13 protein-coding genes are annotated in these 12,093 nt (G+C 37.0%); 9 read left to right on the forward strand and 4 right to left on the reverse strand.

Going from position 1 to position 12,093, the window contains the following annotated elements:
• The first annotated feature begins 109 nt into the window (after window positions 1–109).
• From ABES02_RS20805 to ABES02_RS20815, 3 genes are all read left to right on the forward strand, one after another.
• On the forward strand, window positions 110–1,291 hold the full coding sequence (locus tag ABES02_RS20805; protein WP_430139221.1) for a LuxR C-terminal-related transcriptional regulator: 1,182 nt from the start codon (window positions 110–112) through the stop codon (window positions 1,289–1,291).
• 95 nt (window positions 1,292–1,386) lie between these two features.
• The gene (locus tag ABES02_RS20810) at window positions 1,387–2,217 is read left to right on the forward strand and encodes an undecaprenyl-diphosphate phosphatase (protein WP_430139223.1); all 831 of its coding nucleotides are present in this window, start codon (window positions 1,387–1,389) and stop codon (window positions 2,215–2,217) included.
• A 130-nt stretch (window positions 2,218–2,347) separates the two neighbouring features.
• Entirely contained in the window at window positions 2,348–2,938 is a 591-nt protein-coding gene (locus ABES02_RS20815; RefSeq protein WP_430139299.1) for an ATP-binding protein, read from the forward strand.
• 48 nt (window positions 2,939–2,986) lie between these two features.
• Here ABES02_RS20815 and ABES02_RS20820 read toward each other — a convergent pair whose 3' ends face one another.
• The gene (locus ABES02_RS20820; RefSeq protein ID WP_430139225.1) at window positions 2,987–3,796 is read right to left on the reverse strand and encodes a glycerophosphodiester phosphodiesterase; all 810 of its coding nucleotides are present in this window, start codon (window positions 3,794–3,796) and stop codon (window positions 2,987–2,989) included.
• A gap of 190 nt (window positions 3,797–3,986) precedes the next feature.
• Here ABES02_RS20820 and ABES02_RS20825 point away from each other — a divergent pair, with 190 nt between their 5' ends.
• Both ABES02_RS20825 and ABES02_RS20830 read left to right on the forward strand, forming a co-directional pair.
• Window positions 3,987–4,091 carry a YjcZ family sporulation protein gene (locus ABES02_RS20825; RefSeq protein ID WP_430139227.1) on the forward strand — a complete coding sequence of 35 codons (105 nt, stop codon included), beginning with the start codon at window positions 3,987–3,989 and terminating at the stop codon, window positions 4,089–4,091.
• Window positions 4,092–4,112: 21 nt separating this feature from the next.
• Window positions 4,113–4,244, forward strand: a complete 132-nt coding sequence (locus ABES02_RS20830) for a YjcZ family sporulation protein (protein WP_430139229.1) — start codon at window positions 4,113–4,115, stop codon at window positions 4,242–4,244.
• Window positions 4,245–4,280: 36 nt separating this feature from the next.
• On the opposite strand, the gene ABES02_RS20835 is transcribed toward ABES02_RS20830, so the two are convergent.
• The 3 genes from ABES02_RS20835 to ABES02_RS20845 form a co-directional block, all read right to left on the reverse strand.
• Complete coding sequence (locus ABES02_RS20835; protein ID WP_430139231.1) at window positions 4,281–4,703, reverse strand: YkvA family protein; 423 nt, start codon at window positions 4,701–4,703, stop codon at window positions 4,281–4,283.
• Window positions 4,704–4,753: 50 nt separating this feature from the next.
• Window positions 4,754–6,493: an AAA family ATPase gene (locus tag ABES02_RS20840; RefSeq protein WP_430139233.1), complete on the reverse strand. Its 1,740-nt coding sequence runs from the start codon at window positions 6,491–6,493 to the stop codon at window positions 4,754–4,756.
• A gap of 113 nt (window positions 6,494–6,606) precedes the next feature.
• Window positions 6,607–6,867, reverse strand: coding sequence for a hypothetical protein (locus tag ABES02_RS20845; RefSeq protein ID WP_430139235.1), 261 nt, complete (start codon window positions 6,865–6,867; stop codon window positions 6,607–6,609).
• Between the two features lie 178 nt (window positions 6,868–7,045).
• On the opposite strand from ABES02_RS20845, the gene ABES02_RS20850 reads away from it, so the two are divergent.
• From ABES02_RS20850 to ABES02_RS20865, 4 genes are all read left to right on the forward strand, one after another.
• Window positions 7,046–8,626 carry a peptide chain release factor 3 gene (locus tag ABES02_RS20850; protein WP_430139237.1) on the forward strand — a complete coding sequence of 527 codons (1,581 nt, stop codon included), beginning with the start codon at window positions 7,046–7,048 and terminating at the stop codon, window positions 8,624–8,626.
• A 142-nt stretch (window positions 8,627–8,768) separates the two neighbouring features.
• Complete coding sequence (locus ABES02_RS20855) at window positions 8,769–9,866, forward strand: SDR family oxidoreductase (protein WP_430139239.1); 1,098 nt, start codon at window positions 8,769–8,771, stop codon at window positions 9,864–9,866.
• Between the two features lie 16 nt (window positions 9,867–9,882).
• Window positions 9,883–11,421, forward strand: a complete 1,539-nt coding sequence (locus tag ABES02_RS20860; RefSeq protein ID WP_430139241.1) for an aldehyde dehydrogenase family protein — start codon at window positions 9,883–9,885, stop codon at window positions 11,419–11,421.
• A 106-nt stretch (window positions 11,422–11,527) separates the two neighbouring features.
• Entirely contained in the window at window positions 11,528–11,995 is a 468-nt protein-coding gene (locus ABES02_RS20865; protein WP_430139243.1) for a hypothetical protein, read from the forward strand.
• Window positions 11,996–12,093: the final 98 nt, after the last annotated feature.

Raw genomic sequence — 12,093 nt, forward strand, 5'->3', positions numbered from 1 at the left:
AATGGGCAGGAAATTTGGCATGTTTAGATGAATTTATTAGAGAATAATGATTATTCACAATTAATACTTAAGAAGCAGCTAAGATGTTCAGGAGAGGAGTGTAGTCGAATTGTCGAAATCGTTAAACAGCCATTTGGACGATCTTTTAAATGATGCTGTAAAATTACTTACCATATATCAAGATGAACTTTTACAAGAGTGGGAGTTGACGCTCCAATCTCTTAAGAATACAAAAAAAAGATCAATAGCGGTATTTGAATTTATTAGTGAATTCTTAGTCAAGTTTTTATATTCTGGACGAAATGGCAATGCTGATTTATTTAGAATGTTAGATGAAATTCAGGATGAGTGGTATTTGCATTTTAATAGGGATCCAGAACCTGAAGCACTAATTTTTCATTTGAATCTATTAGAGAACTCTGCACATAAGGTATTAAAATCTAGGATTGCTTACTCATCTAAATTACATCCTTCAGTCCATTATTTATTTTCAAAGATTAGTGAAGTGATGCTTTTTCAATCGGAAAAAGAGAATAATACAATTTGGAAGGATGCAGTAATATTATTTAATGAATGGATTATCCGTTCACAAAATTTTCAGGAATCCGTAGAAAATATTTGTTTTGGATTTGGTTACTTTCTTCCCTTTGAACGATGTGCGCTATTTAAGTTTACTAACAAGGAAAGTGTAGGAGTTGGTTTGTTTGGCCATCATTTAAACAATGAGGAAGTTAAGGCAATCGCTGAAAAAATCACGAATATTCCAGTTCTCAATGAAAGCATCGTAAAACTAAAATCACAAGGGCATGAATTGAAAAACTTTCAGCCTATTTATATACCATTTGCTGAGAAGGATCTTCCTGAAAAATATGTTAAAACCTTTAACCTTTCATCTTTAATCATTGTACCTATCTATGTTCCTGAGGAAGGAAAAATAATCGGTGGAGTTGTTTTAGATCAGGGTCCTGGCCAGCATTTTACTGTTGATACAAGTCTCTATCCTGCACTTATGAAATTTGGGCAAAGTTCGGGGGAATTACTATCAAAATTTATTCAGGCTGATATTAAAGAAAGAGAGGTAACTGAAGATAACCCAGTTTCCCTATCCCCTAGAGAGACAGAAATTATTAAGCTTTTGGCAGACGGCGCTTCAACATCTGAGGCAGCCTTAAAGCTTTATTTAAGTGAGTTTACAGTAAGGGATTATATATCAAACATAATGAAGAGACTGAATGCGCAAAATAGGACAGAGGTTGCGGTAAAAGCAATTCGAATGGGAATAATTGAATAATAATAATCTTGCAATCAAACAAGAAAATGAGTAAAATAGGAAAGTTCTTACCAAAACCAATTATATTGCGGCAAAAAGTTAGGAGATTTCACAACATGGATTTACTTATGATGTTAAAAGCAATTATTTTAGGGTTAGTGGAAGGGGTAACTGAATTTGCTCCTGTTTCATCAACTGGCCATATGATTATTGTTGATGACATGTGGCTGAAGTCAGAATCGTTTTTAACTAAGCATGGGGCCAATACCTTTAAGGTAGTTATTCAACTTGGGTCGATTTTAGCAGTTGTTGTCACTTTTAAAAACCGTTTTATTGAAATGCTAGGACTTGGGCGCTTTATTAATCAAGAAAAGCAAAATCAGGACCGGCTTAAATTAACTCAGGTAATTGTTGGGTTGATTCCAGCAGGTGTTCTAGGGGTACTGTTTAATGATTATATTGATGATCATTTATTTTCAACCAAGACTGTATTGATTGGACTAGTAATAGGAGCAGCATTTATGATTCTTGCCGATTTAATAGGACCCAAGAATCCAAAAACACAAACTGTAGATCAGATTACGTACGGACAGGCAATTGCAGTTGGGCTTTTTCAATGCTTCTCATTATGGCCTGGTTTCTCACGGTCTGGTTCAACAATTTCTGGTGGTGTTTTACTTGGAATGGGCCACCGTGCTGCTGCTGACTTTACCTTTATTATGGCTGTGCCAATTATGGCGGGCGCAAGTTTCCTTTCCCTGTTGAAAAATTGGCAATATATGACGATGGATTCACTGCCGTTTTTTATTGCCGGATTTATTAGTGCTTTTATATTTGCATTACTTTCCATCCAGTTCTTCTTAAAATTGATCAATAAAATAAAGCTTTTACCCTTCGCGATATACAGAATCGTATTAGCTCTCATTATTTATATAGTTTTCTTTTAAATTTTGTAGGCAGCTCCCTTATGGAAGCTGTCTTTTATTGTCTATAGGAAAAAAATATTAAAATATTTGTCTAAAATGTGACAAAAACTACCGGTTTATCCTTAAATCGGCTAAATGTTCTTTGGAATTAGTGGAAGAGGGGCCGCTGTCAAAACAACAAACCCTTTATTTATTACAATCTAAAAATGAACTTAATCAAGCAGAACGCAGTCTAGATCATTATCTTGCCTTTATGGGGGAGGGAAGTATAGAAAGAAAAGAAATGAGTTTTGTGGATGATCTCAAAGAAGTAGTTCAATTAATGAAATCATATGCAGATATGCATAAAGTTGACCTTATTTTTACATCAACAGCAGAAGAGGAGGTTTCGATAAAAGGGGACCCCGCTTTGCTTCGTTTTGCATTGTTAAATATCATTAAGAATGGAATAGAGGCTTGTACGCCGAACGGCAGAGTCAATATCTCGCTTCATGAAATGTTAAAAGAAGTTTTTATTGTAGTGGAAGACAATGGCAGTGGTATACCTTCACAAGTACTTAGTCAAATAGGTAAACCTCTACGCTCTGGTAAGGTGAATGGCACTGGATTAGGACTAACTTCTACCTTTAAAATTACAGAATCGATGGGAGGAAGAGTTGAAGTAGAATCAGATATTAATAAAGGGACTGTATTTAGCCTGTACTTCCCAAAATGGGGATTAGCGAAGACAACCTTCCAATAATTAAGGAAAACCCAACAGCACAATTGCTGTTGGGTTTTCATCTTTATTTTAAAAGTAATCAGGGTAATCACTTACGATTCCATTAATATTAAATTGCTTAAGCAGTTTAACATCGCTGTTCTTTTTTACTGTCCAAATAATGGTTTTAAACCCATGGTGTTGAATTCTTCTAATGAGACGCTTGTTTACCAAGGTTATTTTGGGATTTACATATGAAGCAAAACTGGAAAATGAGTTTAAATCTTTCGTTGAGATCCTTTTTACACCCGTATTCTTAATTAAAACACCTATTGGGATGGATGGCAGCAAATGATGAAAACGTTTTAATGAATTTATATCAAAGGATTGAACAATTATATGATTATTTTCTCCAGAATGAAGACCTCTTTTCATTAACTCTTTTGCTACCTTTATTTCGATTTCAGGGTATAAGGAAGGTTTTTTTAGTTCCAGCAGCAAGCCAGTTACACTTGCGTAAACATCTAAAAACTCACTAAATGTGGGGATTTTTTCTCCCTTAAATTTAGGGTGAAACCAACTCCCTGCATCAAGTGCTTGTATTTCTTTTAAGGTTAGGTCTTTTACTTTGCCTTTTCCATTCGTAGTCCGGTTAACCGTTGGATCATGAAGGACCACCAGTTCTCCATCCTTTGTCATCTGAATATCAATTTCAAGGTAATCGACACCAAGTTCTAATGCCTTGTTAAATGAGGCAAATGTATTTTCCGGACAGTAGCCTGCAGCGCCTCGGTGACCAATTTTTATGGGAATCTGACGCTCTGAATTCCTAGTTAAACCTTTTATCAACCGAAAAGAAACCATTACAATCAACATGAAAATGGTAACAACATTTTTCAAGTCTATGCTCCAATCCACACTTATTTTGTGAACATATTATGGAAAATTGCTTCCATTGTCAACTTTATTTATTTATGGACAGATACCAGGTATGAATAGTCGCCCATTTTTTAAATATGGATAAGTGTCTATCGCACATTTTTATCTAGGTGAATAGGATATATGGAATTAAGAAAAGGAGGTAATGCAAATGTCTGGTGCAGCAGGTGGCTACGGCGGCGGATTTGCCCTACTAGTCGTTTTATTCATTTTATTAATTATAATTGGGGCTTCTTGGGGTTACGGATTCTGTTAATTTAATAAGGAGGTTATAATCATGCCATTTGGATATGGATATGGTGGCTACGGCTATGGTGGCTGTGGTTTTGGCTTTGGCGGCGGCTTCGCATTAATCGTTGTGCTATTTATTCTTTTGATTATTGTGGGTGCAGCTTGCTTTAGATGGTAATAAATAAGAAAAGATTATGTACTAAACCCGTTTGAGTTAATCAAACGGGTTTTGCTGTGTAAATAGTGAGGTGTGTTTCCATTTCTTAAACTCTTCAATCTCGGTTCCTAATTTTTTTAGAGTATAGCCTATTACCGCAGCATCATCGATTAGTCCGATACCTACCAAGAAATCCGGAACTATGTCAAGCGGAGAAACGAAATAAAGGATAGCTCCGATGACGGTCATAATGGTACTTTTTGAGACATTTTTGTATTCGCCTTTAGAGTAAGCCTTAATCAATTCGAGGAGCAACTGCAGTTTATCCCAAACCTCACTAAGGCTTCCTTTTTTATCATTCGCTTTTTTTATAGCCTTTTTCAGCAGTCCCTCAGTTTTTTCTTGATTGTGAAGATATTCTTTTGCATTAGAAATATACTTGTTACTCTCTATTTCAAATATCTCTTTTTTCCCGAACAAGCTTTTTCACTTCCTTTATGGAGAATCCATAATTAGTTTGCCTCAAATTTTTAAGCTAAAACTAAATTTTCGGAGTGAAGGTTTGAACGGTTCCCGATAATTTCTTCCACTTCATAGCCTTCTAATGTTTCTTTCTTTAATAAAGCATCGACTAATTGCTGATACTGATATTGATGGCTATTAATTAAGCTTTCTGCTTTTTCTAAGCCTTTTTCAAATAGCTCTTGCATTTTTACTTCTTTATCCTGTTTATTAAAGGTTAGAGTAAAACCATCCTGAAGCATCCCTGTATCGACCATTTGTTCAATGATGTGCTTTGCTTGCTGAACGTCACCACTTACTCCAATACTGTGTTCACCAAGAAACAGTCTCTCGGCAACACCGCCGGCTAATACCATTGCAACTCGGTCTAAAAGATCGCTTGTTGTTGACAAATGTAACTCTTTTGGAATTGGCGCGACGTATCCAAGTGCTTCACCACGAGGAATAATCGTTGCTTTTCTAACTGAGCCAGGCTTGGTTAATGATGCAACTATTGCATGCCCTGCTTCATGAATGGCAACTCGTCTTTTCGTTTCAAAATCCTGTAAGGAGCGAGACGTACTCCCTAAGATAGTACGGTCAAGTGCATAATCAAGATCATCTTTATAAATCTGTTCTTGACCATTTCTTACAGCCCGCCTGCTGGCAGTTTCAAATAATGACTGAATCTCTGCACCGGAGAAGCCGGATGTACTTTCCGCTAAATCGTCTAATGAGGAATGGACATCTTCTGCAAGAGCTTTACCTTTCGTATGAATATCGATGATTTCTCTTCTTCCCTTCGTATCTGGGAGTGGTACGTGAAAAGAAAAGTCAATTCGACCTGGACGTAGGAAGGCTTCATCGAGCATATCCTTCCTATTGGTTGCGGCGATAAACAAAATTCCATCGTTGGAATGCCCGCCATCAAGCTGAACAAGCAGTTCGGTAAGTGTTTTTTCTGCTTCTTCCCCCCCATGTGCTTTGCGTCTACCTGCAAGAGCATCTATTTCATCAATGAAAATAACAGCTGGACCTTGTTTTCTTGCAGTTTGGAACAGTGAACGAACTCGGCTCGCGCCTATACCGACAAACAATTCATTAAACGCAGAGCCACTAGCAGAGTAGAAGGAAGCATTTAATTCACGGGCAATGGCCTGAGCTAATAAAGTTTTTCCAGTCCCAGGAGGTCCGTACAACAAAATTCCTTTTGGTGGTTTAATTCCCATTTTTACAGCTCGATCTGGCTCTTTTAAGGTAGAGAGAGTCTGCAAAATTTCTTCTTTCATCTCTTCGCCAAGCCCGCCTACATCTTTTAATGTAATTGAAGGAAGCGGACGGGATTTAGCCACACTATTTTTCATCGAGTTTGTAAGTCCGAAGCCGCCTTTTGCTTTTTGAAGAGCAAAGGCTGCACCTGCTAATAATAAAACAACACCGCCCATAATCCATTTACCGTAACGGCTGCTACTTGAATAGGAATATTTAATATTATATTTTTCAACAAGCTTATCAACCATTTGGCTGTTTGGCGGGACATGAGAAACAAATTCTGAATCTCCTGCTTTTAAATAAAGGCTGCCGTCATCTTGTTCGGTTAGTGAAACTGTTTTTCCTTTTTGCTGCTGAATGGTTTTTTCTACTGAAGAAAAGGGGATGGACACTTCATTTTTCGTGCTTTGAACAAAATAAACAATACCTGCTATCACAAAAATAAACGCTGCAAACAGCGGAATAAACTTAGACACTTTTCTTTTGCTTTGATTCATATATCATCATCTCCTTTAACAGAGTCATTTTCTATTATAAGGGGATTTCCAGTAAAATGGATATGGGAATCGGTGGCAAAAAAAACACACCATGGTTGGTGTGCTTTTAAAATTTATGACAATAAGCGAAGATGCGGGATAATCGGCATTAACACACTTTGGGCTAGAACTCCAAAGCTTACGCCAATACTGGATGATTTACTCCATTTAAAAACATGAACTTTTTCATCTTTACCTTCATACAAAAATAGAAGTTGATCCCCTTCTTCAACTATTCCAATTTTATTATAGGGAACTTTATTTTGATCAAGCACAATAGCAAAAGCCTTATTCATTAATGCTATTGTTTGTTCGTCAATTTTTGTAATATCCATAGTTCCTCCTTGATGTATCATTTAAATTACTACTTGTACTTACATTATATTCTTTTCGTATATTGGATAAAAGAAATACTTCATAACATCAAATTGAAATATTGCAAAGGTAGCGTTTGCTCTGATAAGATTAAAATTATGGACAAAAATTTTCATTGTCAAAAGAGAGGAAGACAAGATGGGTAACAATTTTATACAAGAAGTATTGTCACGCCGGACATTTGCGATTATTTCCCACCCGGATGCAGGTAAAACAACGCTAACGGAAAAATTATTATTATTTGGTGGAGCCATTCGCGATGCTGGGACTGTAAAAGCGAAGAAAACTGGGAAATTTGCTACAAGTGACTGGATGGAAATTGAAAAGCAACGGGGAATTTCAGTCACCTCCAGTGTGATGCAATTTGATTATAATGGATTTCGCGTTAATATTTTGGATACTCCTGGACACCAGGACTTCAGTGAAGATACCTATAGAACCTTAATGGCTGTTGACAGCGCAGTTATGATTGTCGATTCTGCAAAAGGGATTGAGGAACAAACCCTAAAGCTTTTTAAAGTTTGTCGGATGCGCGGTATTCCTATTTTTACGTTTATGAATAAACTTGACCGTCAAGGAAAAGCCCCGCTTGAATTATTAGCTGAGCTAGAAGAAGTTCTTGGAATTGAGTCCTATCCAATGAACTGGCCCATTGGTATGGGAAAAGAATTCCTTGGTATCTATGATCGATTTAATAATCGAGTGGAGCAATTCCGTGTAAGCGAGGCTGAGCGATTTATTCCTTTAAATGATGAAGGTGAAATTGAAGGGGATCATCCAATAAAAGCGTCTGGACTTTATGATCAAACATTGGATGAAATTATGCTCTTGAATGAAGCGGGAAATGACTTTTCAGCAGAAAAAGTAGCGGAGGGTACATTGACTCCTGTTTTCTTTGGAAGTGCCTTAACGAATTTTGGTGTTCAGACCTTCCTCGAGTCCTACCTAAAATTTGCTCCACCGCCGAAGGCACGGAATTCATCAGTTGGTGAAATTGATCCGTTGGGAGAACAGTTTTCTGGCTTTGTTTTTAAAATTCAAGCCAATATGAATCCTGCCCACCGAGATCGGATTGCCTTTATACGTGTTTGTTCAGGAAAATTTGAGCGTGGAATGACGGTTAATATTCCCCGTTTAGGGAAACAAATTAAGCTTTCTCAATCAACTTCGTTCATGGCAGAGGAACGAAATACAGTTGATGAAGCAGTCAGTGGAGATATTATTGGTTTATATGATACAGGAACATATCAAATTGGCGATACACTAACCACAGGTAAAGATGACTTTCAATATGAAAGATTGCCGCAGTTTACACCTGAATTATATGTCAAGGTTTCTGCGAAAAATGTCATGAAACAAAAATCATTTTATAAAGGTATTCAGCAGCTTGTCCAAGAAGGAGCTATCCAGCTCTTTAAATCGGTTAGGATGGAAGAGTATTTACTAGGAGCTGTGGGACAGCTGCAATTTGAAGTGTTTGAACATCGGATGAGAAATGAATACAATGCTGAGGTTTTAATGGAGCGAGTGGGGTCTAAAATAGCTCGCTGGGTAGAAAACGATGAAGTTGATGAAAATCTTTCCAGCTCACGCAGCCTTCTTGTAAAGGATCGTTACGATCATTTTGTATTTTTATTTGAAAACGATTTTGCCCTTAGATGGTTCCAAGAAAAAAATCCAACTGTTAAATTATATAATCCGATGGACCAGCATGAATAAAATAGAACGGCGGGAGACATCTCGCCGTTTTCTTTTTATAGAAATATTATGAAAATTCAGACTAACTACCTATAGACGAATCTTTTTGGAAGAATTTACAATGAAACCAATTATCACTATTTTATTTTAAGGGGGAGATGGATTGGAAAAAGGGTATTTTTTCACAGGTTTTCCAGGTTTCATTTGTAATCAATTAATTAGGGAAGTTTGGAAGAAAAATAATTTGCAAGGGCAGGTTTTTGTTCTTGTCCTGCCAGACATGGTTGATAAAGCAGAAAAAGAACGGAAAACAATTCTCGTAGAACTTGGACTTTCTGATTCCTCATTTACGATCATAGAGGGGGATATTACAAACCCAGGATTGTTGAAAAAACCTGAAGAACTGGTAATGTTAATGGAAAAGGTAACCCATGTTTTTCATCTTGCTGCCATTTATGATCTGGCAGTTCCTCGAGATGTAGCTCACAAAGTGAATGTTTATGGAACAGAAAATGTTAATAAGTGGGTAAAAGGGCTGCCGAATATTAAGAGATATACTTATTTTAGTACGGCTTTTGTCGTTGGAGTACGAGAGGGTACTCTGTATGAGACTGAGCTTATCAGACCGATCCGCTTCAAAAATTATTATGAAGAAACAAAGTTTGAAGCAGAAGTTTTGGTAGATGGAATTAAAAATGAAGTACCAGTGACAATAATACGGCCAGGTATTGTCAAAGGTCATTCTCATACTGGTGAGACGATCAAATTTGATGGTCCATATTTTATTATGAATTTTTTAGAGAGGTTAAAATTTTTACCAATCATCCCGCGATTAGGAAAAGGTGAGGCATTTGTTAATCTGGTACCAATTGATTATATTATTCAAGCAACAACGTATCTTAGTTTTTTTGATAGTGCTGCCGGAAAAACATATCATTTAACAGATCCTCGTCCTTATCGAGCCTCTGAGCTTTACGAAATTATCATGAAAGAACTTCTTAATAAACAGCCAAAAGGGATGATTCCATTAACTCTGGGTAAATGGTTTCTTTCGATTAAGCCGATAAGAAAATATTTAGGGGTAGAAAAGGAGGCATTAGATTATTTTTCGTGGAAGGGAGCTTTTGATTGTACCCAGGCATTCAATGATTTAAAGGATTCTGGGATTATTTGTCCCGACTTCAAAGATGGAATAAAACCGATGGCAAGCTTTTATTTATTGCAAAAGGATAACCCAAGCTATCATATTAACATTTTATAAAGAAGGGTGAAGGTCTATGGATGCCATTCATGAGAAGCTTAAGGTGATAGCTCCTGCGACAGGGGAGCAAATAGGAGAGATTGAGGAAACTCCAATTAGTAAAGTGGGCCTTTTTTATCATAAAGGGAGGACCGCTTTTCTATCATGGAGTAATCTTCCTATTGAGGAGAGGCTAAGGTATTTAAGAAGGCTGAAAGATATTATGGTCACTCAGATGGAGGATACGGCAAGCATAATTGCTACTGACACGGGTAAAGTGGTAACTGAGGCTCTTATTGCTGATATCATGCCAACTTTAGATAGTATCGACCATATTTGTAAACATGCCAATAAAATTCTAAAAAGAAAAAAAGTAACGACACCGATATTATTAGTCGGCAAGAAATCATTTATCGAATATATGCCACGAGGAGTCGTCTTAGTTATTTCACCTTGGAATTATCCCTTACAGCTTGCGATGGTTCCGATGATTAGTGCATTAGCAACAGGAAATACGGTCATTTTAAAACCTTCAGAAGTAACTCCGCTGGTAGGAAAATGTATAGAGGATTTATTTCAAAAGGCTGGATTTCCGGAGGGGGTTGTCCAATTTGCTCATGGCGGTAAAGAGGTCGGTGCGGCTTTTACAAATGGAAAGCCGGATTATATCTTTTTTACTGGTTCTGTCCGAACTGGTAAAATCATACAAGAAATAGCTGCCAAAGAACTGATCCCAACTACACTTGAACTAGGCGGTAAAGACCCGATGATCGTGTTTAAGGACGCTCATTTGGAGAGAGCAGCAAAAGGAGCTGCTTGGGCCGCTTTTACCAATAGTGGTCAAGTATGTATGAGCGCTGAAAGATTATATGTTGAAAAAAACGTGTATCCCCAATTTATTTCTTTATTGAAAAAGGAAATCTTATCACTCAGGCAGGGGACAGATGCAAATGCAGATGTTGGTTCAATGACATTTCCCGCCCAAATTCAAATTGTTAAAGAACAGCTTGAGGATGCCATACAGAATGGTGCAGTCCTAGAAACAGGAATCCCGCCAGAGGAATGGAAGAATGATATGTTCCTGCCCTTAACTCTGGTCACTAACGTAAACCACCAAATGAAAGTAATTCAGGAAGAATCTTTTGGACCCCTTCTTCCGGTTATTCCTTTTGAGACAGAGGAAGAGGCTGTGAATCTTGCTAATGATACGGTGTATGGATTAAATGCAAGCGTTTGGTCAAGTGATAGGCAAAAAGCACGTAGAGTTGCTTCAAAGCTTATTTCAGGAGGGGTCGTTATCAATGATGCGATTATTACAGTAGCCAATCATGGCCTTCCATTTGGCGGTGCAAAGCAAAGTGGCATTGGGAGATATCACGGGGATACCGGATTGAAAATTTTTTGCCACGAAAAATCAATCATAGAAGACACCGGGCGGAAAAAGTCTGAAATTCATTGGTATCCTTACAAGGAAAAATATCCTTTGTTTCTAACGCTCTTTAAAAGTTATTTTAATGAGCGTCGCAATTGGCTGCAATTTGCCAAAAGTTATTTAAGCATTTTGAAGAAGAGTTAAACTTGGGAAATTTATTAATTTCACCGTTATTTTAGCATTAGACTGGATAAGCTAATTTAAAGAAGTTTGAAGTCATAATAATGCCTAAAAGAAGCGGGATTGTACAATGAAAAAGATAAATAAATTGGAAGCCGTTTTGTGGAATATTGCCTTTCCTGGCTTCAGTCAACTTTTAATGGGGCAATATATTAAGGGTTTATTGTTTGTGGCATTAGAATTTGTGATGAATGGTTATAGCAAATTTAACCAAGCAATAATGTACAGCTTTTTAGGAGAAATTGATAAGGCTGAGGCGGTCACAAATTTTCAATGGCTCATGTTTTACCCTTGTGTGTATATGTTTTCTCTTTGGGATGGATATCGCTCTGCAATGCCAAGCGATGAAAAATATTCTTATTTACCATTTGTATTTGGTGCATATTTTGTCACTGTTGGTTTAATGTTATCGCCGAAGATTTCTATATTTCGAGTACACCCTGGACCAGTATTTTTACCAATGCTGTTTTTAATACCAGGACTCTTTATTGGATTTTTCATTAAATTTTTATTATCTGCCAAAGCAAATAAACAATAAAAAGCTTCGAATCGAATTTGATTTGATGCTTTTTTATTGGGAAAAAATTTTCCGAAAACCCCCACAAATTGCTCCGTGTGATTCGTACCTATTTAGTG

It is taken from the genome of Neobacillus pocheonensis (genome assembly GCF_050477905.1).
Lineage (GTDB): Bacteria > Bacillota > Bacilli > Bacillales > Cytobacillaceae > Neobacillus > Neobacillus pocheonensis_A.